Source organism: Paenibacillus sp. FSL L8-0470, from assembly GCF_038008625.1.
GTDB lineage: Bacteria > Bacillota > Bacilli > Paenibacillales > Paenibacillaceae > Paenibacillus_AQ.
Map to the genome: position 1 here is coordinate 4,435,415 of NZ_JBBOZM010000001.1, position 26,189 is coordinate 4,461,603.

General features: G+C 47.6%; 28 protein-coding genes. All 28 read right to left on the reverse strand.

What is annotated here, in order from left to right; genetic code table 11:
- Positions 1–3: 3 nt before the first annotated feature.
- Positions 4–2,061, reverse strand: a complete 2,058-nt coding sequence (locus NST99_RS20020; RefSeq protein WP_341093979.1) for a chemotaxis protein CheA — start codon at positions 2,059–2,061, stop codon at positions 4–6.
- 34 nt (positions 2,062–2,095) lie between these two features.
- On the reverse strand, positions 2,096–3,499 hold the full coding sequence (locus NST99_RS20025) for a protein-glutamate methylesterase/protein-glutamine glutaminase (RefSeq protein ID WP_341093980.1): 1,404 nt from the start codon (positions 3,497–3,499) through the stop codon (positions 2,096–2,098).
- A 38-nt stretch (positions 3,500–3,537) separates the two neighbouring features.
- The gene (locus NST99_RS20030) at positions 3,538–4,413 is read right to left on the reverse strand and encodes a MinD/ParA family protein (RefSeq protein ID WP_341093981.1); all 876 of its coding nucleotides are present in this window, start codon (positions 4,411–4,413) and stop codon (positions 3,538–3,540) included.
- Positions 4,413–5,843: a flagellar biosynthesis protein FlhF gene (gene flhF, locus NST99_RS20035; protein ID WP_341093982.1), complete on the reverse strand. Its 1,431-nt coding sequence runs from the start codon at positions 5,841–5,843 to the stop codon at positions 4,413–4,415. The genes NST99_RS20030 and flhF overlap by 1 nt, the downstream gene beginning before the upstream one ends.
- Positions 5,840–7,873 (reverse strand): flagellar biosynthesis protein FlhA, encoded by a 2,034-nt coding sequence (gene flhA, locus NST99_RS20040; protein WP_341093984.1) that lies wholly within the window; start codon positions 7,871–7,873, stop codon positions 5,840–5,842. The genes flhF and flhA overlap by 4 nt, the downstream gene beginning before the upstream one ends.
- Before the next feature lie 20 nt (positions 7,874–7,893).
- A complete protein-coding gene (gene flhB / locus NST99_RS20045; protein WP_341093985.1) occupies positions 7,894–8,988 on the reverse strand; it encodes a flagellar biosynthesis protein FlhB in 1,095 nt (364 codons plus the stop codon).
- 22 nt (positions 8,989–9,010) lie between these two features.
- A complete protein-coding gene (gene fliR / locus NST99_RS20050; protein WP_038600090.1) occupies positions 9,011–9,796 on the reverse strand; it encodes a flagellar biosynthetic protein FliR in 786 nt (261 codons plus the stop codon).
- 10 nt (positions 9,797–9,806) lie between these two features.
- On the reverse strand, positions 9,807–10,076 hold the full coding sequence (gene fliQ, locus NST99_RS20055; RefSeq protein WP_038593488.1) for a flagellar biosynthesis protein FliQ: 270 nt from the start codon (positions 10,074–10,076) through the stop codon (positions 9,807–9,809).
- 22 nt (positions 10,077–10,098) lie between these two features.
- Positions 10,099–10,866 (reverse strand): flagellar type III secretion system pore protein FliP, encoded by a 768-nt coding sequence (gene fliP, locus NST99_RS20060; RefSeq protein WP_076110099.1) that lies wholly within the window; start codon positions 10,864–10,866, stop codon positions 10,099–10,101.
- Positions 10,863–11,390 (reverse strand): flagellar biosynthetic protein FliO, encoded by a 528-nt coding sequence (locus NST99_RS20065; protein WP_341093986.1) that lies wholly within the window; start codon positions 11,388–11,390, stop codon positions 10,863–10,865. The genes fliP and NST99_RS20065 overlap by 4 nt, the downstream gene beginning before the upstream one ends.
- Positions 11,391–11,399: 9 nt before the next feature.
- The gene (locus tag NST99_RS20070; RefSeq protein WP_019910416.1) at positions 11,400–11,765 is read right to left on the reverse strand and encodes a response regulator; all 366 of its coding nucleotides are present in this window, start codon (positions 11,763–11,765) and stop codon (positions 11,400–11,402) included.
- Between the two features lie 26 nt (positions 11,766–11,791).
- Positions 11,792–13,102: a flagellar motor switch phosphatase FliY gene (gene fliY, locus NST99_RS20075; RefSeq protein ID WP_341093987.1), complete on the reverse strand. Its 1,311-nt coding sequence runs from the start codon at positions 13,100–13,102 to the stop codon at positions 11,792–11,794.
- The gene (gene fliM, locus NST99_RS20080) at positions 13,092–14,090 is read right to left on the reverse strand and encodes a flagellar motor switch protein FliM (RefSeq protein ID WP_038593500.1); all 999 of its coding nucleotides are present in this window, start codon (positions 14,088–14,090) and stop codon (positions 13,092–13,094) included. The genes fliY and fliM overlap by 11 nt, the downstream gene beginning before the upstream one ends.
- A 39-nt stretch (positions 14,091–14,129) precedes the next feature.
- The gene (locus tag NST99_RS20085; protein WP_038593503.1) at positions 14,130–14,597 is read right to left on the reverse strand and encodes a flagellar basal body-associated FliL family protein; all 468 of its coding nucleotides are present in this window, start codon (positions 14,595–14,597) and stop codon (positions 14,130–14,132) included.
- Positions 14,594–14,818, reverse strand: a complete 225-nt coding sequence (locus NST99_RS20090; protein ID WP_038593507.1) for a flagellar FlbD family protein — start codon at positions 14,816–14,818, stop codon at positions 14,594–14,596. Before NST99_RS20090 ends, NST99_RS20085 begins: the two co-directional genes overlap by 4 nt.
- Before the next feature lie 84 nt (positions 14,819–14,902).
- Positions 14,903–15,721, reverse strand: a complete 819-nt coding sequence (flgG, locus tag NST99_RS20095) for a flagellar basal body rod protein FlgG (RefSeq protein WP_341093988.1) — start codon at positions 15,719–15,721, stop codon at positions 14,903–14,905.
- Between the two features lie 123 nt (positions 15,722–15,844).
- Positions 15,845–16,228: a TIGR02530 family flagellar biosynthesis protein gene (locus NST99_RS20100; protein WP_076110103.1), complete on the reverse strand. Its 384-nt coding sequence runs from the start codon at positions 16,226–16,228 to the stop codon at positions 15,845–15,847.
- Positions 16,225–16,716, reverse strand: coding sequence for a flagellar hook assembly protein FlgD (gene flgD / locus NST99_RS20105; protein ID WP_341093989.1), 492 nt, complete (start codon positions 16,714–16,716; stop codon positions 16,225–16,227). The genes NST99_RS20100 and flgD overlap by 4 nt, the downstream gene beginning before the upstream one ends.
- Before the next feature lie 28 nt (positions 16,717–16,744).
- On the reverse strand, positions 16,745–18,379 hold the full coding sequence (locus tag NST99_RS20110) for a flagellar hook-length control protein FliK (RefSeq protein WP_341093990.1): 1,635 nt from the start codon (positions 18,377–18,379) through the stop codon (positions 16,745–16,747).
- Positions 18,380–18,402: 23 nt separating this feature from the next.
- Entirely contained in the window at positions 18,403–19,350 is a 948-nt protein-coding gene (locus NST99_RS20115) for a MotE family protein (protein WP_341093991.1), read from the reverse strand.
- Positions 19,351–19,368: 18 nt separating this feature from the next.
- Complete coding sequence (fliJ, locus tag NST99_RS20120) at positions 19,369–19,812, reverse strand: flagellar export protein FliJ (RefSeq protein WP_341093992.1); 444 nt, start codon at positions 19,810–19,812, stop codon at positions 19,369–19,371.
- A gap of 6 nt (positions 19,813–19,818) precedes the next feature.
- A complete protein-coding gene (gene fliI, locus NST99_RS20125; protein WP_038600094.1) occupies positions 19,819–21,132 on the reverse strand; it encodes a flagellar protein export ATPase FliI in 1,314 nt (437 codons plus the stop codon).
- Positions 21,125–21,979, reverse strand: a complete 855-nt coding sequence (locus tag NST99_RS20130; protein ID WP_341093994.1) for a FliH/SctL family protein — start codon at positions 21,977–21,979, stop codon at positions 21,125–21,127. The genes fliI and NST99_RS20130 overlap by 8 nt, the downstream gene beginning before the upstream one ends.
- Positions 21,972–22,988 (reverse strand): flagellar motor switch protein FliG, encoded by a 1,017-nt coding sequence (gene fliG, locus NST99_RS20135; protein ID WP_341093995.1) that lies wholly within the window; start codon positions 22,986–22,988, stop codon positions 21,972–21,974. The genes NST99_RS20130 and fliG overlap by 8 nt, the downstream gene beginning before the upstream one ends.
- A gap of 4 nt (positions 22,989–22,992) precedes the next feature.
- Positions 22,993–24,582, reverse strand: coding sequence for a flagellar basal-body MS-ring/collar protein FliF (gene fliF, locus NST99_RS20140; protein WP_341093996.1), 1,590 nt, complete (start codon positions 24,580–24,582; stop codon positions 22,993–22,995).
- 35 nt (positions 24,583–24,617) lie between these two features.
- The gene (gene fliE, locus NST99_RS20145; RefSeq protein WP_341093998.1) at positions 24,618–24,926 is read right to left on the reverse strand and encodes a flagellar hook-basal body complex protein FliE; all 309 of its coding nucleotides are present in this window, start codon (positions 24,924–24,926) and stop codon (positions 24,618–24,620) included.
- A 30-nt stretch (positions 24,927–24,956) separates the two neighbouring features.
- A complete protein-coding gene (flgC, locus tag NST99_RS20150) occupies positions 24,957–25,403 on the reverse strand; it encodes a flagellar basal body rod protein FlgC (RefSeq protein WP_341093999.1) in 447 nt (148 codons plus the stop codon).
- Positions 25,404–25,409: 6 nt separating this feature from the next.
- The gene (gene flgB / locus NST99_RS20155; RefSeq protein ID WP_076110108.1) at positions 25,410–25,817 is read right to left on the reverse strand and encodes a flagellar basal body rod protein FlgB; all 408 of its coding nucleotides are present in this window, start codon (positions 25,815–25,817) and stop codon (positions 25,410–25,412) included.
- Positions 25,818–26,189 lie beyond the last annotated feature (372 nt).

The window sequence follows — 26,189 nt, forward strand, 5'->3', positions numbered from 1 at the left end:
TGATTATTTAATAAAAGCGTTCGGATCAATAATAAGTGCAACCTGACCGTCACCAAGTATGGTCGCCCCGGAGATGCCTTGAACCTCAGGCAGATACTTGCCAAGATTCTTGATGACGATTTCGTTCTGCCCAATAAAATCCTGAACGGCCAGGGCTACGAGGCGTTCCCCTTTGCGGACTACTACTATTTCCGTTTCCTCTTCAGTACTTTCATCAAAATCAGGTACCGAGAAGAATTTGCTCAGAGAAAGCAGAGGGATATGACCGTTACGGAATTCAATCATTTTGTTGCTATGAATCGTGCGGATCTGAGTTTTCTTCACAATTCCAGTCTCCACGATGGAAGAAAGCGGGATGGCATATTTCTCAGAACCAAGCCGCACCAGCATGGCCGCGATAATCGATAAGGTTAGTGGAAGCTGTACTGAAAAGTTAGTTCCTTTACCAAAGGTGGAATAAACAACCACGTTGCCGCCAAGAGAAGTAATCTTGGATTTCACGACATCGAGTCCGACTCCGCGCCCTGATACGTCAGAGATAACCTCTGCGGTACTGAAGCCCGGTGAGAACAAAAGTTGAATGGCTTCATCATCCGAATAGCCAGCAGCCTGATCCTGAGTAAGAATTCCCTTTTTAACGGCAGATTTCAGGATTTTCTGCGGATTTATTCCGGCTCCGTCCTCCTCAATTTCGATAAAGACGTGATTGCCGCTATGGAAAGCTCGCAGATTTATCGTACCCGTCTCCGGTTTGCCGGCAGCAATACGCTCCTGTACGCCTTCAACCCCATGGTCAACGGCATTACGGAGCAAATGCACCAGCGGATCACCGATCTCATCAATAACAGTACGGTCAAGCTCTGTTTCAGCACCCGTAACGATCAGATCGATTTTTTTGTCCAGAGATTTGGCAAGGTCACGAACCATGCGGGGGAATCGGTTAAATACCGTGTCGACCGGTACCATGCGCAGCTTCATGACAATGTTCTGCAAATCGCCGCTGACCCGTCCCATATGTTCAACAGTCTCAGTAAGGTCACTATTCTGCACTTCTGTAGCCAGCTGTTCCAGACGGACACGGTCGATCAGCAGTTCACTAAACAGGTTCATCAGCACATCCAGGCGTTCGATATCTACGCGGATCGTCCTGGAAGGCGCTGCAACTGTTTTGGCAGCTGCCGCTTTGATTGTTTCTTCTCTGACCGGTGCTGCAGCCGGTGCCGCTACGGGAGCAGTTTCCTCTTGAACCGGTGCTTCCACAGTAGCGGCAGCCATATCCTGCACCATCTGTTCCAGTGTCTCTTGATCAAGGGCTAAAGCCGTAACCTTATCAATTTCCGATAAGTTTAGGATCATGGATTGAATTTCACTTGCGTCCTTTTGGGTTATGTAATAGAGGGAAAAGCCGTAATCGAATTTTTCCTGCTCTATATCCTGAACCGAAGGGAAGGATTTGACCACCTCTCCTGAACGTTCAAGGAGATCGAAAACCATATATGCCCGCACTGCTTTAAGCTGACAATCCTGACGGATCGCTACATCCACATACAGCACCTGATGGCCTTCCTGCAGCGACTGCTGCAGAACCGAGTATTGGAATTCATCTAAAAACACCGGAGCGTCTCCAGTCTTTTGAGCTGCAGCTGTAACCTCGGCAGCGGCACCGGCTGCAGTAGGAACTTCACCTCGAACAATGGCCTGAAGAGAAGTCACAATTGCCGAGACATCTGCCTTACCTTCGCCCCCAGCCGTAATATCCTCAACCATTGATTCCAGGGCATCCAGACTTTTGAACAGTGTGTCAAAAATGAAATCCTGCATCCGCAGCTTGTTATTGCGCACTAAATCCAGAACATTTTCCATCTGGTGGGTAAGAGAAGCCAAATCCTCAAAACCCATCGTAGCCGCCATACCTTTTAAGGTATGCGCAGAGCGGAATATTACCTGTACAATACTTAGATCATCAGGATTTGCTTCCAACCCCATCATACTTTCGTTCAATGACTGCAGATGATCATTTGACTCATCAATAAACATGGATAAATATTGGTTCATGTCCACTAACGAGCACCTCCCCTTCAAGTTCGCTTTTCCATTATTTAACGGCTTGCACCAGCCTTGGAGCAATTTCATGCAAAGGCAGGATATGTTTAACGCAATTCAATTCCACCGCAGATCGCGGCATTCCATATACAACGCAGGTTTCTTCACTTTCAGCGAAGGTTGAGGTTACACCCGAATCATATAGGGACTTCATCATCCTGGCACCATCGCTGCCCATGCCCGTCATAATCACCGCATGCCGTTCCAGCGTGGTAAGCGGCAATAGTGATTCGAACATCATGTCCACGGATGGACGATGCCCGTTGCGGGCATCCTCACTCGTAAGTTCAATCGCATATTGTCCGCCTGCTGCTGGAACAACCTTCAGATGATAACCTCCGGGAGCAATATAAGCCGCTCCTTGGCGAAGGATCATGCCATGCTCCGCTTCTGCAACCTCAAGCGGGCTGAAGGTATTAAGCCGCTGGGCCAATGATTTGGTGAAATTGGGCGGCATATGCTGGACAATGACTATCGGTGCCGGAAATTCAGCCGGGATGTTCTCCAAAAACGCTTTGAGCGCACGTGGCCCGCCTGTAGAGCAGCCTACAGCAACGAGCTTACGCAGCCCTTTAATACTGCCGGACTTCCGGTCAGCCGAAGCTGCAGGAGGTTCGGCGAACGTACCGGGGACACCCTCCAGTTGCAGACGTACATCAGGTGTGACTGGAGTAGAGTTCGCTTTGGAGCGGTTTTTTGCTTTTTCAGAAGATGCCGGGCTTGCCGGAGCTGCAGCAGGATTGACAGGATTTCGCGGGGATCCGCTATTCCCTGGCTGCTTATCAAGCAAATTCTTGCCCGTTTCCTTAGGGGACGCGGTCTTTGCCTCCGGCTTCAACTTGTTTTGTGCTGGTGTGCCGGGAACTTCCGCAGCTTTTGCTTTCTTGGGAAGTTCCTGCTTGCGTACAGGAGGATCCGCCAGAGGTTTTGGAGTAACCGCAGCTGGCGGCTTGTCCTCACTCTTGGAGGCGGATGCCCGAGCTTGACGCTGCTCACGGGCCATCATCGCTTCTTTCATTTGCTCCCGGAGAGATTCTCCTACAGCAATAATATCCTGGGAGTTGGAAATGGATGGCTTACGTATGAAATCAAATGCTCCTGACTCCAGCGCCATAATCGTTTCCTTCATGCCCTGCTCATTGATTCCTGAGAGCATGATCACCGGCAGCGGACGCTGGGCCATTATTATTTTCAGCGCCTCCAGGCCGTTCATTTCCGGCATCTCCACATCCATCGTTACCAGATCCGGAGAAAGCTGATTCACTTTCTCAATAGCTTCACGGCCGTTTGAAGCCGTAGCGGTAACCTGGAAGTTCGCGTCATTTTCAATCAAATCGGAAATGATCTTGCGCATAAATGCAGAATCATCAACAACCAAAACTTTATATGGCTTCATATCATTTCCACCTCTGCTCCTCTAATTCAGAACAATTATTATTTACGCTTCAACCACCTGTTGATAAATCCCTTTATGCCCTCTACCTTGATTGGTTCCGCTGAATCCGCGGCCAAATAGTTTTGGGCAAGCCGCTGTACGTCCTTGGCTGCTGCACTGTTCGGAAAAGCCACTGAGAATGGAACTTGTTTCTTAACTGCCTGAACAACATGTGCATCACTACTCATATACCCGAGAAACGGAATATCTAATTGTAAAAAGCGGCTTGCCGCCATGCGGATTTTGTCGCTGGTTGCTTTCGCTTCCCTCTCGTCTCCTGCTTGGTTCACAATCAGTCTAAAAGAAGTTTCGGGAAAAGAATTGTGCACTACCTTCATCAATGCATATGCATCAGTTATAGCTGTAGGCTCAGGGGTTGTTACCACAAGGCAATCATCCGCCGAGCTAATAAATTTGAGCGTTTCTTTGGAAAGTCCTGCCCCCGTATCGAACAGGATAAAATCCATAGTATCAGCAATTTGCGCAATCTGTGTTGTAAAGTAATTCAAATCTGATTCCGAGAGAGAAAACAGCTCATCCATACCCGATCCGCCTGCAATGAATTGTAGACCTCCTGGGCCCGTCTGAATAATTTGTCCGATATCCGCCTCTCTTTTCAGCAGGTGGTACAAATTATATTTAGAAGAGACACCCATTAACACGTCTATATTGGCCATTCCGATATCGGCGTCGAACAATAGCACCTTACGGCCCATTGCCTTCAGCGCTAAAGCAAAGTTCAGCGTGAAATTCGACTTTCCGACACCGCCTTTTCCACTGCATACGGTGATGATTCTGGCGGATACCCCGTCTTTGGGCACGAGTTTGGTGTCCTTGTTGGACACCAGCTGTCTCAAGGACTGCGCCTGATCCATTACGCCCCTCCTGTTCCCAGCAACATCCCTGATAGCTGCTCTTTGGTAGCCATTAGCAGGTCATCTGGCACATTCTGGCCATTAGTTATATAAGACAGCATAAGAGGGAAGTCATTCAGAACATTAAATAACGGACCATAGCTTCCTGTCTCGTCCAGCTTTGTGAAGATAACCTTATCAAGCTGATAACGGCCGAAATGCTCGGCGATCGTCTTCATATCGCGGCTTTTGGAGGTCAGGCTGAGTACAAGGAAAGTTTCACTCTTAAGTTCCTTGGCCAGCAGGCTCTGAAGTTCAGCGACGAGCATCTCATTACGGTAATTCCGGCCTGCCGTATCCATCAAAACGAGGTCACAGCTCTCCAGGCGGAACAACGCTCTTTGCAAATCTCCCGGGGACTGAACAACCTCCAGCGGAATATTCAGTATCGATGCATACGTGCGCAGCTGCTCCACCGCGGAAATCCGGTAAGTATCGGAGGTAATGAGGCCTACCTTCCTGCCTTGTTTAAACAGCTGCTCTGCCGCCAGCTTGGCGATTGTTGTTGTTTTGCCCACTCCGGTTGGCCCGGCAATGTAAACAATCCGCGTATCCGCCGCAATTCCTTTTGCAATTCGGCCTGACAAAAATTCATCCACCTGAGCTTTCAGCATTTCACCGAATTGATCAGGAGCTCCGGTACGCCCCTCATCATTCCAGCGGGTAAACACATTGCTGATCCATTCCTCCACCAGCACCGGGTCAGTCTCCTGGTCCAGTAAACGGATCTTAAGCTGTTCCAGCTGCTCGGGCAATTCCACTCCGCTTGAAGAGTAGCGGGCGATACGTTCCATCCAGTGCTTCATGTCCCTGATTTCGCGAAGGACATCACTTTCAGCTACCGAGACTGCGGGAGGATTGGGTTCAGCACCAAAGTTCTCGTGAAGTGCCGTGACCGATCCAGGCTGTTCCTTCGGAGCAGAAACCTGCATTGCATATGCAAGCTCTCTATCCAATTCCTCTTTCTGTTCCTCAACAGCAGTTACGGTTGCGGTTGCAGTTGAAGGTAGAACGGCTACATTCCCTCCTGCCTCAGCAATCCCGGTGGCTTCCGATATGGCAGCGGCAATTTCAGCAAAGCTCCGGCCAGCCGCAGGCTCCTTCGTGAGCGATGCTGACGGCGATGATGCTGTGGCGGCTTTCTGATAGGCCTGCGGCACTGCACTACGCGGAATATTCAGCGATTGTACAGGGGCCTTATCAGGTACAGCCGGCTTCCGCACCTCTTCTACTGCGGCTACAACTTCAATTTTTTTCTTTTTAAACATGCCCATAAATCCGCCGACTTTAACTTCCTTGGTGCTTAGGATGACGGCATCGCTTCCTAGCTCGCTGCGGATGGAATGCAAGGCGTCAGGCATCGTATCGACCACATAACGCTTCACTCTCATAAGTTCACCACTCCAACGCTTTGAATTTCGATATTAGGTTCCAGTTCGCTGTAGGACAACACTGGAATATCCTGCATCGTCCGCTCAATAACCTGCCGCAAATACATACGAATGGTCGGTGAAGTCAGTACGATAGGCTGCTGCCCGGACTGAAGCAGACGGTTGATCTGTTCTGTAAGCCGCTGATACACGGTTTGTGTCGAAACCGGATCCAGTGCCAGATAGCTGCCCTGTTCCGTTTGCTGCACACTTTCGGAAATTTTCTTCTCCAAATTAGGCCCGACAGTAATTACACGCAGCGTCTCTCCCACTTGGGAAAATTGCTGTGTAATCTGTCTCGACAACGACTGGCGGACATACTCGGTCAAGATATCAGGATCTTTGGTGTAAGTACCATAGTCCGCCAGCGTTTCGAAGATCGTCACCAAATCGCGGATCGAGATCTTTTCGCGCAGCAGCTTACCGAGCACCTTCTGAACATCACCAATTGCCAGTACCGAAGGAATAAGTTCATCAACCAGCACGGGGTAATTCTCCCGGAGATTGTCAACCAGCTGTTTGGTTTCCTGACGTCCTAGCAGCTCATGCCCATGACGTTTGATCAGCTCCGTCAAATGCGTAGCAACCACGGAAGGCGGATCAACTACGGTGTAGCCGGATAATTCCGCCCGTTCTTTCACCGATTCGTCAATCCAAAGTGCCGGAAGTCCAAAAGATGGTTCAACAGTCTCAATACCGTTTATAGATTCATCATCATAACCGGGACTCATGGCAAGATAGTGATTAAGTAATAATTCACCACCGCCGACATTATTCCCTTTAATTTTTATGACATATTCATTCGGTTTTAGCTGAATATTGTCGCGAATACGAATAACGGGCACCACAAGTCCCATTTCTAGGGCACATTGCCGTCTAATCATGATAATTCTGTCGAGTAAATCTCCACCCTGACCTGTATCGGCCAGAGGAATAAGTCCGTAACCGAACTCAAATTCAATGGGATCCACTGTAAGCAAGTTTATGACGCTCTCTGGACTCCGCACCTCTTCAATCTGCTTCTCCTCGACCAGTTGTTCCTCGGCCATTTGTTTTTGGTTTGCCTTCTGGCCCATGCTGTAAGCCGCATATCCCATGAGTGCTGCCAGGGGCAAGGTAGACATTATTGTAATCGGAGTGAAGAATCCAAGGAAGGCAATTGTCGCCGCAACGATATACAAGAGCTTCGGATAGGACAATAATTGGCCTGTCAAATCCTCTGCCAGGTTTCCTTCTGACGCCGCCCGTGTAACGATCAAACCGGAAGCGGTTGAAATGAGCAAAGCAGGAATTTGGCTGACCAGTCCATCACCAATTGTCAGTACGGAATATGTCGAAAGTGCCTCCTGAAACGACAGTCCATGAATAGTCATCCCGATGACGAAACCGCCGATCAGGTTGATCAGCAGGATGATGATACTGGCAATTGCGTCACCTTTGACGAATTTACTCGCACCATCCATTGCTCCGAAGAAGTCAGCTTCGCGTTCCACATTCCGGCGGCGTTCCCGTGCCTGCTGTTCATTAATCATCCCTGCATTCAAATCAGCATCAATACTCATTTGTTTACCGGGCATCGCGTCCAATGTAAACCGGGCGCCTACTTCAGCAACACGTTCCGAACCTTTGGTAATAACAATGAACTGCACAACAACCAGAATTAGAAAGACGATGAATCCGATAGCGATTTGTCCCCCGGCAATCCAGCTGCCGAACGTGGCAACAACTTCACCCGCATGACCATCCTTAAGGATCAGCTTAGTTGTGGAAATATTGAGTGCGAGACGGAATAAAGTTGTGATCAACAGCAAAGAAGGGAAAATCGAAAATTGCAGCGGATCCTTTGTATTCATTGCGACCAAAATAATGGTTAGTGCTATCGAAATATTGACAATCAGCAGTACATCCAGAAGCCAGACCGGGATGGGCAGAATCATCATAAGCACAATACCGATAACGCCCAGTAGAACTGTTAGATCTTTAGCTTTCAATGTCCTTTACCTCCCCCGGCTTATCTCCTCTTACCTTTAAGCTTGTATACATAGGCCAGCACTTCGGCAACCGCCTGGAACAGATCGGCAGGAACGACATCGCCAATTTCTGCTCTTTGGAATAATGCCCGTGCCAGCGGCTTGTTCTCCATAGTCACAACACCATGCTCCTTAGCCAGCTCTCGAATGCGGAGCGCCACATAATCCTGGCCTTTGGCTATAATCTGCGGAGCCTCCATTTTGGAACCGTCATATTTAAGGGCAACGGCAAAGTGCGTAGGATTCGTAATGATCACATCCGCCTTTGGCACTTCCTGCATCATCCGCTGCATTGCCATTCGGCGTTGGCGCTCCCTGATCTTTCCTTTAATTAAGGGATCGCCCTCCATCTTTTTGTATTCATCTTTAATGTCCTGCTTGGACATTTTCAGACTTTTTTCATGTTCGTACTTCTGGTACATATAATCAAGAACTGCCATAATAAACAATACAGCTGCTATTTTGATGCCAAGGTTCATGGTCATCTTTGCAGTGAAACGGTATACACCCTCCGCATTCACATGTGAAAGAGCAGCAAAACTCTCTTTCTCTCCCCAAAGCGTGCTGTAAACCAGATAGGCAATCAGCACCAGTTTAAAAACCGATTTCAGGAATTCCACAAACGAACGCATGGAAAATATATTTTTGAACCCCTTGATTGGATTAATCTTGCTGAACTTAGGCGTAATCCCCTCACCTGAGGCCATAAAGCCAACCTGTGCAAAATTTACGACTAGTGCGAGTAAGAAGGTAATCCCGAGCAGCGGGGCCAGCAGAATCAGTATCTGCAGACCATACTCGTTGAACATCTTGGACACATTTTCCGCTGTTACTTCCATCATCATGCGATTCTGAAAAACATCCATATACAAACTCATAAAACGTTCTTTCATGAAACTTCCGAACATCGTCAGACTAAGCAGCGCCGAAAATAATACAACCGCACCGGAAAGTTCGGCACTTTTGGCTACCTGACCCTTTTTACGGGCATCCTGACGTTTTTTCGGGGTGGCTTTCTCTGTCTTGTCCCCCCCAAAATGCTGAAGATCCAGTTTATATCGTTTCGGCTTCGGCATTACACTCTCTCCTTACAGTCACCTAAGGACTCTTCCCCATAAGCCCCAGCAAATTTTGCATGGACTCAAACATAATGTCGAAGAGATTCTGGAACAAGGCAGCCAGACTCGGCATCAGAATAAGAAGCAGCGCGAGACCTATAATAATTTTGAGCGGTACCCCGATGACGAATACATTATATTGCGGAGCGGTTCTTGCCAGAAAGGCTAAACCGATATCCGTAAGAAACAGCGCGGTAACCAAAGGTGCCGACATTTGAAAGGCCAGCATAAAAGATTGGGCAAAAGAGCGGACCAGAAATTCTGAAAGGCTGCCATTGATCATTTTGACAAACAAATCGTTGTCTAGAGGTACCCAGTTATAGCTGTATACGATCGCATTCAGCAAGTAATGATGTCCATTCATGCTCAGAAACAGCAGCAGGGCGATCATGTACTTAAAGTTACCTATGATTGGGGCCGATGCTCCAGTCATTGGGTCAATGACGTTGGCGATCCCAAATCCGATTTGAATATCAATGAAGGAGCCGGCCGTCTGAATCGTCATAAACATCAGATAGCCGATGAACCCGAGCAGCAAACCTATCAACGCTTCCCTGGCCACTAGCAGAATGTAGGTGAGGTCCTGCGGAACAACAATGCCGGTCCCCCTTGAGCTGAAGACAACTAAGGCGACAAAAAAGGACAATCCGATTTTGAAAGTTGCCGGCAGACTCTGAGAAGAAAACACTGGTATTACAACAAAAAAAGCGGAAATTCGACAAAAAATCAACAGAAAGACGGGAAAACTTTGCAGAAGGGTCTCCATATCCATAGTCTTAACCGATATACATGTAGAGACTGCCCAAAATTTGACTGGTGAAGTCTACCAGCTTCGTAATGATCCAAGGGCCGAACAGCAGTAATGCAAGCAGTACGGCGACGATTTTGGGAACGAACGCAAGCGTCTGCTCCTGAATCTGGGTTGTAGCTTGGAAAATACTGACTATCAGTCCTACCACCAGACCAAGAATCAGCATGGGAGCGCTTGTTTCCAGCACCAAATATACGGCTTGGCCGGCTAGACCGATAATAAACTCCGTATTCATCCCTTATGCCTCCTCTTATACGTCAGGTGTTAAAACTCATCAGCAGTGATTTTACAACTAAGTACCAGCCGTCTACCAGTACGAAGAGCATTATTTTGAACGGTAATGAAATCATGACCGGAGGCAACATCATCATCCCCATGGCCATCAGTGTACTCGAAACTACAATATCAATGATCAGAAAAGGTATAAAAATCATGAAGCCCATTGTAAACGCCTTTTTCATTTCACCAATGGCAAAAGCCGGCACCATCACTGTCAACGGAATATCATTGTACGTGGCGGGTTTGACCGTGGCATTGTTGCCCGTGTAATTCATAAACAAAAGCAGATCTTTGGTGTTCGTCTGTTTGAACATGAATTCCTTCATCGGTTCGGCTGCTTTATTAAGCGCTTCGGACTGAGTTAAGGTACCTTTCATGTACGGCTGCAGCGCCGTTTCATTCACCTGTGCAAGTGTAGGCGACATTATGAAGAGAGTAAGAAAAAGCGCCAATCCTACAAGCACTTGGTTCGGAGGCATCTGCTGTGTACCGAGTGAGGTTCTGACGAAACCCAATACGATGACGATCCGTGTGAAGCTGGTCATTAGAACAAGAAAAGCCGGGGCTACACTCAGAACTGTCACAAGTAGCAGAATAGAGATGGAACTGGTCCCCCCGCTGCTTGAGCCGTTACTGTCGCCTACTTGAATATTAATGTTCGGTATAGGATCTGCGTGTATCGGATGCAAAAGCAAAACACTGAACATACCGAGCAGCAGAAATGAAAGAATCAGCTTTTTTTTCATAAATCCCTCGACTCATCTTTAAGTGCATCATCCCGGAGAAGCTCTTCCATCTTTTCGTTGCGCTCAGGTGCAAGTGCAAGCTTGGATTGCAGGGTCTCATAAAAAGAGGATGTTTCACTAAGTTCGATTTCCTGAGATGGAACCTCACCGCGCACCTTGGCTTTGATTTTGGAAATGAGCGGCACCAGAAAGTTGTTCTGTCCTGACGACTCTTCTTCAAACGTAGAAATGATAAGTGCCACTTCCGCCGGGTCCGTGATTTTATCCAGCATGGATATATTCTCACCGACCCCAATCATGTAAAGGCTGCCGCCGATTTCAATAATCTGCACAGACTTATTGGGGCCCAGTCCGAGCGCACCCAGCGTTCGGATGGAGCGCCCGCTCATTAACGTCTGATTGCGGCGGCCAAGAAAACGGATCAGCAGCACTATTAGAATGACGATTGCCGCAAGGACAAAAATAACGTTGAGTAAACTCAGCAGGGGGTTACTGTTTCCCAGCGGTTCGCTGTTAGCCGGCATGTCTGATTCCTACACGCCCAGCGTTTTGTTGATCGCTTCAATAACACGGTCAGCCTGGAACGGTTTAACAATAAAGTCCTTGGCACCCGCTTGAATCGCGTCAATGACCATAGCCTGCTGACCCATGGCTGAACACATGATTACCTTGGCATTGGCATCTACTTTTTTAATTTCTTTAAGGGCGGCAATTCCGTCCATTTCAGGCATGGTAATATCCATCGTGATCAGATCCGGACGCAGTTCTTTAAACTTCTCAATAGCCTGCGAACCGTCCTGGGCTTCACCCACTACCTCAAATCCGTTCTTTGACAAAATATCCCGGATCATCATTCTCATAAATGCTGCATCGTCCACGATTAGAATTCGGTTAGCCATTTTTAAAAAATCCTCCCTAAGTATGCTTATTGTAATTTTTGAATTCGGTCCCACTGGCTGACGATATCCGTAACGCGAACTCCGAAGTTTTCGTCGATAACTACGACTTCACCCTTGGCAATGAGCTTGTTGTTCACCAGAATGTCAACAGGCTCACCAGCCAGCTTGTCCAGCTCGATAATCGAACCTTGCGACATTTCCAGAATATCTTTGATCTGCTTCTGGGTCCTTCCTAATTCTACGGTCACTCTCAGTGGTATGTCCATCAATAAATTTAAATTATTTTCATCAATATTACCAAAGGCTCCTGCGCTAAGATTAGCGAATTGAACAGGCTGTACATTTACATTGCGTCCAAGAGGCGGCGCCTGTGGTGGAACCTGTCCGTAAGGCATTCCCTGCGGCGGTACTCCATATGGCGGCACGCCCGGCGCTCCATAAGCGGGCATTCCTGCCGGTGGATAATAATAGCCTCCTTCAGGCATCCCCGGATAAGGCGGCATTCCCTGCGGCGGATATTGCGGCGGCACTTCGCCAGGTCCAGGCGGTGTCTGCTGCACTGGAGGTGCTGCAGGAGCCTGGGCAGGTGCAGATGCAGGCGCTGGTGCAGCAGACTTATCCGCTGTCGACACAGCCGCCTCCTGATCCGCCTGGCTGACATCACCGAGCAGCATGCTGACCATATCCTTGGCGAACTGAACCGGTAAAAGCTGCATAATCGTGGAGTCGATAAGATCCCCGATTTTCAGACGGAAGGAAATTTGAATCAAGGTTTCGTCATCCGGAAGACTGCCTACCCCTTCTCCACTCGACATATTCAGGATATCAATTCCCGGAGGCGAGATGTTGACGAACCGGTTGAAGATCGTTGACATGGAGGTAGCAGACGAGCCCATCATCTGGTTCATTGCTTCCTGCACGGCGCTGATATGAATTTCATTCAGCTCTTCATCCTTCGGTTCTCCTTCACCGCCAAGCATTAAGTCGGCAATGACTTGCGCATCCCTGATCTTAATTACCAATGAGTTAATGCCTTGAAAACCATCGACGTACTGTACATGTACGGCAACATGAGGCTTAGGAAAAGCTTCCTCAAACTGTCCGCGGGTAATGATGGACACTTGCGGAGTCGTAATATCTACCTTCTTACCCAGCAAAGTGGAAAGTGCAGTCGCTGCACTGCCAAAAGTAATATTACCGATTTCCCCCAGCGCATCCTGCTCAAATGGTGTCAGGTAATCATCAACTGTCTTTTCCTGTGGTTCCATTGAGCCTTCCGCGGACTGTCTGAGAAGAGCATCGATCTCTTCTTGGGATAAATAGTCTTTACTCGTCAAACTCTTCAGCTCCTTCACTGACAATCTCGTCTATTTGCACAGCTACACGCTCTTTAATCATCCCTGGACTTCCGATGAATTTCAGCTTGTCCCCTACTTTGATCGACAGCCCGGAATCCACGGTCTTATTGAGAGAGATTACGTCGCCGACGCTAAGCCCGAGAAATTCAGCTATGGATAACCTGGATTCACCCAGCTCTGCAACTATAGGCAGCTGCGCCCTGTGAACTCTCGAACGGATAGATTCAAGTTCAACCTCGTCCCGCACCTTCTTCTCAGAAACAAACCATTGGTGTACGGACAGCCTTGTCATAATCGGCTCCAGTACGACATGAGGGATACATAGATTGATCATCCCGGTAGTGTCGCCTATTTTGGTGCTTAACGAGATCAGCGCAATCGTTTCATTCGGTGATACAATCTGCATGAATTGCGGGTTCGTCTCCAGAGCTTCCATCCGTGGATTAATATCCAGAACCGTCTTCCAGGCTTCCTGTAGACTTTCAAAGCATCTGCTGAAAATTCTCTCCATGATGGTTGTTTCAATTTCGGTCAGTGCATTAATCTTGCTTGGTGCTGTTCCAAAACCGCCCAGCAGCCTATCGAGCATGGCGAAGGCAATATTCGGATGCACCTCCATGACCATTCGTCCCTCCAGCGGTTCCGCTTCGAAAATATTCAGAATCGTCATTTTTGGAATGGAACGGATGAACTCATCATAAGGGAGCTGCTCTACTTGTACGACACTGATCTGCACAAAGGTACGCAATTGGGCCGAAAAGTACGTCGTAAGATAGCGGGCAAAGTTATCATGAATCCGCGTAAGACTGCGGATATGATCTTTCGAGAAGCGCACGGCCCGTTTGAAATCGTAAGAGCGGATTTTTTTCTGGGTTTCTTCTTTTTTAAGTTCGTCGGCATCCATTTCACCGGATGAAAGTGCGGCAAGCAGAGCATCAATTTCATTTTGTGATAGTACATCAACCAATTCAATCACCCCCCATCAAACAATTAAACCCGCCAGCAGCTAAATAGAAGCCATAATGAATTTAGTGAATTCGATCTGGGTTATAGACCCTTCAGTCAAATTCTTGTTGATTATATTCACCAGCTTGCTGCTGATTTGATCTTTGCCGCTAGCACCATTCAGATCCTCTGGCTTGGTATCGGCAATCGCCTTAATAATTAGCGGCGTGATCTTAATAGCTTTTATCTTTTCGAATTCTTCCTTGGACTTCGCTGTATCCAATTGGAACGCGATGTCTACTGAAAGGATGTAATCGGGATCGGCAAGATTAGTTTTGATATCGGTGATTTGCGCCGTCAGTTCGACGATTTGATCAGCACTCATTCTGTTGGTTTCCACATTTTGAACTGCCGCTTTCACATCATTCGCATCGCTTGGGAAGATCTTATCCATTAGTAAAAATGCAGCTACTACGATGAGTGTTACCGCAAGTAAAATTGTAATGAGCCACGGCATCATCTTTTTCATGAGAGCTCCTCCATAGACTGGACTTTAATGGTGGCAGCATATGTGCCTATGTCCCTGTTATAATCTCGGATCTTACGTATGACCTCATCGGCTTTTTCAAGCACGATCAGTCTTTTTCCGGTTACCAGTGTAATGTAAGTATCCGGGCCTTCCTCTACCATTTCTACCAGCAAAGCATTTAAAAACATTGGCGTTCCATTCAATCTTGTTACCGAAATCATAACAGGCCTCCTAACAAAAATAGGGGGAGGAGTTCCTCCCCCAAGACTTCACAATACAGCAAGTTTATGATTATGGTTTAAAAATTAACGCTTGAGGTTAACAACTTCCTGAAGGACTTCATCAGAAGTTGTAATAATACGTGAGTTCGCCTGAAAGCCGCGCTGGGTTACGATCATTTCAGTAAACTCACCCGTCAGATCGACATTGGACATTTCCAGCTGACCGGAAACGATTTTCCCTGTACCTGCTTCCGCATCATTCGGAGTCGTTATCACAAGCTCGCCATCGGCATTCGCATTCAGCGTCATGCGGTACAGATTGCCGCCGATTTTCTCCAACCCTTGCGGATTGCTTACTTTAGCCATACCGATTCTAACGCCCGGCTCTGTTGTTCCGTCAGCCATCGTCTGTACGATAGTGCCGTCGCTGGAAATTGAAAACGCCGTTACCTCCGGAGCAAGTTGAATAGCCTCGCTATCGGAATTCAGAACATGCAGTCCATCGGAAGTGATCAGGTTGCGGGCTGCATCCATATGGAAATCACCGGCACGGGTCAGAAAAGGAGTCTCTTGATCATCCGAAAGTCTAACCACGAAGAAGCCGTCTCCGTCAATCCGCAGGTCGGTAGGATTGTTGGTAGTCATGGCACTGCCCGCCAGATGCATGGTGTCTACGGAACCGATGCTTACTCCAAGGCCAATCTGCTGCGCATTGACCCCGCCTTGACCGCCATCAACCGGAGCAGTAACGCCTGATACAGTTTGGCTCATGATGTCCTTGAACATTACACGGCCTGATTTGAAACCGAGTGTGTTCACATTGGCAATGTTGTTGCCGATGACATCCAGCTTGGTTTGAAATCCGCGCATACCTGAAACGCCTGAATACATAGATCTTAACATGATTAATATCCTCCCGGATTATAGAGTCAACGGACCCATAATTTATAAAGTAATTTATATTTGAGCTGTAGACACGTCAGTCGGTCGGCGTCCACTCCGGCTCTCCCGATAGGACCGGCCGGTTTATGAGATAATAACTGCACTATCAATTTGTGTGAACACATTGTCCTTCATAGAGCTTCCATCCATAGCTGTGACTACAGTACGGTTAGGCACACTGACAATTAGAGCCATATCCTTCATTAATATCAAGGATTCTTTGCTACCCTTGGCTGCAGCTTTATCCACTGCCGAAGAGATCTCATCCAATTGACGGGTTCCAAGTTCAATCCCCCGTTGCTCCAGTCGTTTCGCGGCATGATTGCTGAATTTCAGTAAATTCCGCTGAAGCACACTTTCAAATGAAGCTTCTGTTTTGACCGTATTCTTTGCTGCCTGCTGTCGCTGTAGAGCCTGAGGATGTACACTTGAGGGATACAGTTGTCCTATAGTCAACCTGTCGCTCATATTGTCCCCCCGCTCTCCCCGGCGCCGTCTTGAGTCTTATCGCTCACAGTTTCCACTTTAGATGCTGCATTCTGGATTTGTGTAATGTCAGTTAAGGCAATTCGCTCGGTGCCTACAACTGCATATTGCACACCCTTATTGACAACGATGGATTCCACATTTCCTGTCTTTGGAAGTTTGGTTTCCGTATCAGTCCAGGTGACATCCTTGCCGATCAATCCGGAGACCGAACCAAGCGACTGACTCATAGCCGTCATTTGGGTCGAAATATTCATAAGTTGCTCTACTGATGAGAATTGAGCCATCTGGGCGATAAATTCTTTATCCTCCATAGGCTGCGTGGGATCCTGATTCTGCAATTGAGTCATGAGGATTTTCAAGAACTGATCCTTGCCCAGGACGGAGCTCCCTGTTGTTTTCTTGCTGCTGTCAGGAACTACATAATTCCATTGATCTTTGGTAGTCGTTATCGGAGTCGTTGATTCCATTTCATTTCACCTCACTTTTTTCAAAATATTAAGCTTTGGCTGAAAAGCCTCCGCCTTCGTTACGGATATCCTCCTGGCCGTTTGCTACCCAATCCTTCCATTCCCCATTAAGCTCTGCAGCAAGCACCGCATCAGCAATTTCCTCACGACGTTCCTTGGAGCGACCATCCTGCTGTTGCCCTCCGGAAGCCGATTGACGTCCCTGCTGCCCGTTGAACTGGGAAAGAAGCGCTGAATTCTGCGAAACTTCCAATTTCTCGACCTGAAGTCCTTGAGACTGCAATGCGCTGCGCAATTGACTCATCTGCTGCTCAAGCATATCTTTGGCTCCGGAATGCTCAGTCAAGAACTGGGCAATCAAATTGCCGTTTTGCATCGTAATCTTAACATCTACTTGTCCCAAATTTTCCGGAAAAAGCGTAATTGTAGCTTCAGCTACCCCGCCTTTTTTTAGAATTTCAAGTTTCCCCGTGATCATTTTGTCCATTTCTTGAGCAAATTGATGAACGGGCACTTGGACTGTCGCTGCCTTCAGCGGCGCTGTGATACCGCCTCTAAGCGACAATTGTCCTGCAGTCACGACATTGTTCTCATCTGCAGTCCCATTGATCTCGGGCAAAGCTTCTTCTAAGATTCCGGATGGTTTAATCTCCGCTCCAGTCTTGGAGGCCGGTGTTGTGATCACCTCTGCCGCAGCAGCACCCGTATTTGTTACAGGCGTAAGCGGCTCTGCGCTCTCAACGTTAGCGGCAGTTGTGGCGGCAGCAATGCCGACAGTTGGTACAGGTGCCTTAGCTTCAAAATGATATACAGGCTTGTTATTCTCAGCCATTGCCTGTTGTTTCAATGTCACAGCAGGAGTATTGCTAAGGATCGTTGCCTCTACCGTTTTGGCTTTATTGTCCTGTACAGAAGTTTCTGCCCGAGTTAACTCTATAGCACTACCGTTATTCTCTAGGGCTGATGACTCCGCATGGACAACTGGTTTTGAATTAAGTTTATTTTCTGGAACAGCAACTTGGGCCATAATGACCGTGAACTCGTTCAACATCTCAATGCCCTCGGCCGCAATTTTTTCATTCCCGGTAACGGACGACTGCTGAATCAGATTCACTAGACTAGTAAGGTCATCCTGAACAACAAAACGCACAGTCTCTGAATTCTGGGCAAGCGGAGATAAGCCCGATGCAGGGTCGATGTCCATGTTTGCTGCAACAGTCTCAGCAGGGTTGTTACTGCCGGACAGCAGTGCCGATACCTGAATCAGCCAGCCTTGCAGGGCAGTGAGCAAAGCAGGGTCAGCGCTGATGTTGTCATCCAGCTTCTCAATATCCTGCAAAAGCCCTTCCAGCTGCTTAGAGCTCCCGGAACTTTCTGCATCCTTACCGCCCAGCGATTGACCAGCTTCTTCCCCCGTCGGGCTTGCGCTATTCAGCAAACCCTGCAGCAATGAAGCCAGGTTGCCCAGTAAAGGCGTCTCTGTTTCCTTTGCAATTCCTCCAGTCATACTCTGAACTAGAGTCTGGGCAAAAGGCATTGCCGTTGTTGTTCCATTTGCAGCAGTTGCTCCACCAAGGGCTGAAGCTGCTCCGGCTGCAGCAGAAGAAGTTCCTGCCGATGTTGTCAGGTTACCGCCAGAAAGTGATGGAACGACTAAACTCATTATTTTTCACCTCCTTTCAAGTGTTATTTACCACCCATCAGCCGATTTACAATTTTGGCAGTTTGAGTGCTATTTTTCTTCGTCATCTCGCCTAAGATTGAGGATCTTACACTGTCACTCACCGTGTTCAATATCGTAATCACCTTATCAGGGCTAATACTGTACATGGAACCAAGCAAGGTTGCCGCTTCTGTCGCAGGCATGGATGTGAATGTCTGGCTGAGCTTGTCCTTATTGAGATTAGCGCTTGAAGTTGTTGTGGCCACACTAGCCTCATTCTGCTTCAACCTCGATTGAAGGGCTGCAATAGCCATATCGGTAGAATCCGTCGTTTCTTTTAGCTTAATCGAGACATCTGCAGCCTTTTTAGGATCCATTTTTTCCAGAATCGCTGTTTTGCTGGCTTTACTCATGGCGCTGAAAACTTGAACCATTTCTTCGGTAGTTAAATTTTCCATAATCGGAGCTGCCTTGGAGGCTTTCATGCCCGCATACAGCTTGGCTAATTCAGCAACCTTCACTTCATACGGATCTTCCGTCTCCTCAGGAGCAACCTCCGCAGCTGCAGCTTCTTCCTTCATACCGTCAATCTGCTTTTGGAGCGCCTGAACCTGTGTTTGCTGAGTCGTTTTTTCTTCGGTCACCTGCTGCAGCTGTTTGGACTGCTCAGCAACCTGGGCCTTAAGTTTTTTGATCGTTGTTTCCGAACTTGCCTCCTGCTCTTCGCTTTGCGCTTCAGGATCAGCTGCAGTCTCGCTCCCCGGTTCGGCGGGAGGATCAGGAATCACCTTTTCGATAAAAGGGATCTTGTTTCCGATTGCCAGCACGTTGTTGCGGATATCCATATTAAATAGAGTCAACAACACACCAAGCAGTACGAGAGTGAATATGATCGGAATCATTAAGAACAAAAACCGCTCGAATTTACCTGCTGACTCTTCATTTTCAAATTCCATATCATTGTTAGCCACTAGCGGAAACCTCCCGGGTTAGAGGGATTTCATCGCGAAGCGGACGGTAGCCATCTCATCCAGTTCGTTTTGTTCCCGTAAAATCATATTCTGCTGAAATATAGTTTGAGCCTTGTCTTTGGCTTTCAGCCAGACCTTCTCGTCAAGGACCTTGGTGCTGAGATGATCCTGCTTATGCTGCACCTCTACATGAGCCCGGCGGATATCCAAATGCTTGCGGGTGATACAGGTATCCAGATAATCCATGTAATCCTGCATCTCTCGAATCTTGGCCATCGGTGTCTTTTGTTCGGCTGCACTTTGCAGGGACAGCATCAGTGTGCTGCGCTGAGAGATTAATTCATCAAGACTTTTTTCCTGGGCTTGCAATTCTCCGAGCGCACTTGAAAGCATCCACTCTGCCTGTGTTTTTTCGTTGCCTTTCAAGTCCACAACTTTTTGAAAAGTATAATGGAACCTCACTGCTGATCAACTCCTCGAGAACTGTGAAATTAATGATTGTTGAACCTCGGCCAGCGTCACTTTTTCGTTAACTTTCTGTTTCGTGAAATCCCAGATGCTGTCTATATAATGCATCGACTCATCAATCTGGGCATTGGAGCCTCTCTGATAGGCACCGATATTGATCAAGTCCTCTGAATCCTTATATACCGCCATAAGTCGTTTTACATTCTCGGCCGCGTCAATTTGCTCCTCGGGAGCAATATCCTTCATTACACGACTGATGCTGGCCAGTACATCAATTGCAGGAAAGTGGCCTTTATTGGCGATATTCCGGTTGAGCACAATATGTCCGTCGAGTATACCCCGCACAGCATCGGCAATGGGTTCATTCATATCGTCACCGTCAACCAGCACTGTGTAAAAAGCGGTAATGGAACCCGTTGGCCCTGTTCCCGCCCGTTCCAGCAGCTTGGGCAGACTGGCAAATACGGAAGGGGTGTAACCTCTCATTGCAGGAGGTTCGCCTACCGCCAGCCCTACTTCGCGCTGTGCCATAGCGTAACGTGTTACCGAATCCATCATCAGCATCACATTCAGTCCCCGGTCGCGGAAATATTCAGCAATCGTTGTGGCGATCAGTGCACCTTTGATCCGGATGAGTGCCGGCTGGTCGGATGTGGCAACAATAACTACCGAGCGCTGCAGTCCTTCCGGCCCTAAATCACGTTCAATGAAATCCAGCACTTCCCTGCCCCGTTCACCGATAAGGGCAATCACATTCACGTCCGCCGAAGTATTGCGGGCGATCATGCCCATTAGAGTACTCTTACCGACGCCGGACCCTGCAAAAATCCCTACCCGCTGACCTTTGCCGATCGTAAGCAGACCGTCGATCGCCCGGACGCCAATACTGATAGGCTCATGTACCCGGGGACGATTCAGCGGATTGGACGGAATATTGAAGGTAGAGCTATGCGGCATCCGGGCCGGAATCAGTGAGCCGTCAAGCGGCTGGCCCAATCCATCGAGCACCTTGCCAAGCAGTTCGGAACCAACCTGAACGCTCAGCGGTTTGCCTGTACCTACAACATCACAACCGGGACCTATCGCCTGCAATTCTCCAAGAGGCATCAGCAGCACTTTATTATCGCGGAAGCCTACAACCTCAGCTTGCAGCGGCTTATTGCCTTTTGAAGGATAGATGTAACAGACATCACCGATGCTGGCATCCGGTCCTTCTGACTCAACCATCAGCCCGATCACCTGGGTAACCTTCCCGTTAATTCTTACAGGATCGAAATTACGCAGCTGTTCTTTATATCGCCCACTGTCAAGCATCGCCTTCCCCATTTCTGTGCTCCTCGGTGTCTAATGCGATTCGAACCAGCTCTTTCTTAATTTCTGCAAGCTGAGTGTCGATTCGTGCATCAATGCTGCCGAAGGAAGAGCGGATCACACAGCCAAGATCCTTAACTGTGGAATCAGGCAGGATTTGTAGTTCGGCCTGCGAATCCACCGCCAGTGCCAATTCTTCCCTGGCCGCATTGACGAAAGCGAATTGTGCAGGTGAAACGCAGAGGGAGATAAGTCCCTGCTCGCGTTTGCGGGCCAGATTCTTGCGGATCAGATCCAGTGCGAACTGCGGTTCAACCGTCAGCTGCTTGTCCACAATTTTCTCGGCGATACTGCAGCTAAGTTCCACCAGGAAAGGTTCAGCCTCCTGAATAATGACGTCTCTACCGCGGTATGCTTCTTGAAGAACATTACGTGCTTCCTCCATCATCTCCGCAAGCTTCTGCACCATATCCTGTTCAGCCTGTGTGACGCCTTCCTGATACCCTTGCTGAAACGCCTCGGCCTTGATAGCTTCTATAAGGTGCTCATCCTGCTCCCTGCGCTGTCTCCACCATTCCTCAGCTTCATTCCGTGCCGATTCCACAATATTCTCTGCTTCCTGCGATGCGTTCCGGACCTGTCCTTCAGCGAACTCCTGAGCGTCCTTCAGCATTTGCTTGCGTGCTTGCTCTGCCTCTTCACGGGCCGGGTCCTGATATTGAACCTCTCCTGCTGCTGCTGTTTCTTCGTGAGCCGGTTCTTCAACAAGCCCTGCATGCTGCCTGGCTTGTTCCAGCCGTTTAAGCACATCTACAGGAACATATTGAGAATGTTTAATCAGCTTAGACAATGATGTCATCTCCTCCACCACGGGCGATGATAATCTCACCTGACTCTTCGAGTCTGCGGATCGTGCCTACAATGCGGGTCTGTGCTTCCTCAACATCACGCAACCGCACCGGACCCATATATTCCATTTCCTCGCGGAAGCTTTCGGCCATCCGTTTGGACATGTTGCGGAAAATAACATCGCGCACTTCTTCGCTGGCCACTTTGAGTGCAAGCTGTAAATCCGTATTCTCGATATCTTTGATAATGCGCTGGATGGAACGATTGTCCACATTGACAATATCTTCGAACACGAACATCCGTTTTTTGATCTCTTCGGCCAGCTCCGGATCCTGTATTTCCAGGGAATCCAGAATCGTACGTTCTGTCCCCCGGTCAACACCGTTCAGGATCTGTACGATAGATTCGATACCGCCTGCATTCGTATAATCCTGCGTTACTGTTGCAGAAAGCTTCTGCTCCAGCACGCGTTCGATTTGCGTAACGACCTCTGGTGAAGTACTATCCATAATCGCGATTCTTCTCGCAACTTCAGCCTGCTTCTCTTGTGGCAACGAAGAAAGAATGGAAGCTGCCTGCTCAAACTGCAGATAAGATAATACAAGGGCAATGGTTTGTACATTTTCATTCTGGATAAAGTTTAATATTTGATGCGGATCAGCTTTGCGTGCAAAATCAAAAGGTCTGACTTGCAGCGTTGCCGTCAGGCGGTTAATGACCTCCATAGCCTTGGTTGAACCAAGCGCTTTCTCCAGAATCTCCTTGGCGTAGTTAATACCGCCTTGAGAAATATATTCCTGAGCGAGGCATATTTGGTGAAACTCGGACATGATTGACTCTTTCTCGCCGCTGTCTACCTTACGGACATTGGCTATCTCCAGAGTCAACTGTTCAATCTCCTCGTCTCTTAGATGTTTGAATATTTGTGCCGATACCTCAGGGCCTAGTGTGATAAGCAGGATCGCCGCTTTTTGACGGCCGCTGAGACCCTGCTGGCTAGCTTTTGCCATTAGTTCACCTCTGTTCGTCTGCAAGCCATGTACGCAACAAGTTTACGAATTCATCCGGCTTTTTCTTCGCCAGACTTTCCAACTGCTTGCGAACCTGACTTTCATTCGTCACGCTCTCCAAGTTAATAGAAGGAAACTCGGTAGGAACCTGCAGCGGAATGTCTTCTTCCACTTCTTCTTCTTCTGTCTTCTTGCGGCTGCGGTAAATGAAGTATCCCCCGCCTGCGCCGACCAGCAATGCTGCCGCGGCAATGGCCCAAATCATCCACGTAGCAAGTCCGCCCGACCCTGAATCAGCAGCTGTATCTCCAAATTGTTGCGAGAATACCGAAACTTTTTTGGTCAAATCTGCGTCTGTATAAGTGACTCCTGAATCTGCTAGAGTAGCTCTTACAATATTGGTCAGAATATTCTTAATTGCTGCTGAAGTAGTGTCATCCAAAATATTTTTTCCTGTAGGTGGTTCAACCGCAACATTTATGGTTAAATCTTTTACAGTATACGGGCTAGCGATAATATCCTTGGTGATCCGGTTCACTTCGAAGTTCCGGGTCTCTGATGATTCTTCAGATGTAGAAGTGCCTGTATTAGTTCCAGATGGATAACCTGAGACATCTTCTGAGCCCGTACCCGCAACGCCTCCGGTAGTATTTCCTTGCCCCGAATAGGAATTGCTGATAATCTGCGAACTGATTTCAATCCCTTTCATATTCTCTGTATCTACCGGAGTAACAAGATCTTCTTTCCGGTTCTCTTTGTCAAAATTCAACTTAGAGAAGACAAGGACATCGACTTTATCTGGTCCTGTGAGCGTAGTTAGGAACTGTTTCACATTTTTCTTAACTTCTTCTTCAAATTTCTTTTGAAGAGCAAAGTTTTCTTCAACTTGGTTGGTAACTCCTGCCTGTCCGCCTTTAGCTGTCGGCATCAACTCGATCTCGTTATTTGCAATCGTGATGTTGTCAATCGGCAAATTCGGCACAGCAGTTTTTACAAGGTTGAAATAACCGTCAATATTGTCCTGTGAGGGTCTAAATCCTGGATCAAAGGAAAGTACAACGGAAGCCGAAGCCTGCTCCTGACCCTCTTGAGCGGCAAAGACCGTCTCTTTGGGCAAATTAATCAGCACCTTAGCATCCTTGATTCCCTGCATCCGTCTCATCAGCTGTTCCACTTCACCATTTAAAGCATTGTTGTATTTAACATCAAACTCACTGTCCGTCGTACCGATCATCGACGAAGATTCGTCAAACACTTTATATCCGATGGAACCTCCCTGCACGATTCCCTGCGAGCCAATATCCACTTTAATGCGAGCGGCTTCTGTGCTTGGTACGGATATGCTGTGTCCATCTGGACTTAACCGGTATGAAACTCCTTTTGTATCCAGGTAAGTCATGACTCCAGCGGAGTCTGTGCTGTCCAGATCTCGAAATGCTACTTCATATTCCGTTTTCGAAAGCCTCATGGTCAAAACTACGATTATTAAAATAATAATAAACAATGTAGAAAAAAATAAAATCTTCTGTTTAGCGCTAAATCTGTTCCAATACTGGGTGATTTTCTCCCGGTACTGGGCCAATCGTTCATTCACAGTGTCACCCCATCCGAAACTAAGCTAAGGATTATTTAGATTTGAGTTCTCATAATTTCCTGATAGGCTTCGATCACTTTGTTCCGGACTTGTGTAGTCAGCTGCAAACTCAGCAATGCCTGCTGGGAAGAAATCAAAGCCTCATCAATGTTGACTTCTCCCAATACGAATTTATTATTCATTTCCTTGGAATATTGCTCTTGCTCTGCCACTTGATTAAGTGCATCCTGCAGATAAGAACCAAAGCTTTGCTTGGAACCGCTAACCGCTTCTGACTCTGTAGCTACTGGCTTCATAGCAAGCGGTTGAACAGCTTGGCTTCCGATAGTTAAATTCTGTATCAACTGTTTTCCTCCTAAGATGTCATTTCAAAATTACCGTCCAATTTCAAGCGCTTTACTTACCATAGCCTTGGACGCGTTCAGCATCGTAACATTAGCTTCATAGGAACGGTAGGAAGACAGCATATCCACCATTTCCTTCGTGACATCTACGTTAGGCATATACACATAACCTTCGGCATTCGCATCAGGATGGCTGGGGTTATATACCGGCTTCATAGGTGAGGCATCATCAATAATTGACTGTACCTTAACCCCTTCGCTTTCACCATTCATCTTTGCATTCAATATGTTGGAAAAGCTTTTGTTCTCGGCTGTTTCCAGCACTACCAGCTTTCTCCGGTAAGGTACGGCTTTGCCGTCCACTACAGAGGCTCTGGTTGTTTCAGCGTTAGCAATATTAGAGGATATTACATCCATCCGCAACCGCTGAGCGGTTAAAGCTGAAGCGCTTATTCCAAAACTGCTACCAAAATTCACTATTTGCTACCTCCCCTCAACTGCTGTGCGCATTTTAGTGATATCACTGTTTAACAGATGTACATAAGAGTTGTACCGAAGCTGATTCTCGGCGCTTAACGCCATCTCGCGTTCCATATCCACATTATTATCATTGTTGTTCATCGAGGTGGTGTGGTCGGTAGTGACTACTGCTGACGGAACGGCTGTAGCCGATCCGAATTGGAAATGGCGGGAATCCGATATCTTCGCGTTAAGCGTTGACTTCAGCCCACTTTCCTGTTGCCTAAGCAAACTTTCAAAAGAAACGTCGGAGCGTTTGAAATTCGGTGTGTCGTTATTTGCCACATTGTTGGCCAAAACACTTTGTCGTTTATTGGCGGCATCAATGCCTGCCTGTAGTCTTTGAAAACTGACATTGTTTAGCAAACCCATGCAAATCCCCCCCTTCCAAAGCTATCATAATGAAAAGAATTCCACAACTTCTTCCGAAATCCTGCTACTTTCGACAAATAAAGCTAAATTTTTAACTTTTAATCCTAGCGCGCAGGTCGAAAGCTGTCGATGAAGATTTAAAATGTCAATCTCATATACATTGATTCTCTTAGAAATTGTATATTATTACAATAAGAAATAAGCCCTATCTTTTCTGAAAAGAGAGGGCTTAAAGCATGGTTTTTCAATTTTTTACCTTTTTCGTTCCAATATCTAACTTTATTTAGCATTTAGTGACATAAAAAGGTTGATTTTCACCGACTTTTGTCATGTCACTACTTCCATATACCTAATTTGAAGTAATTTCGAAGG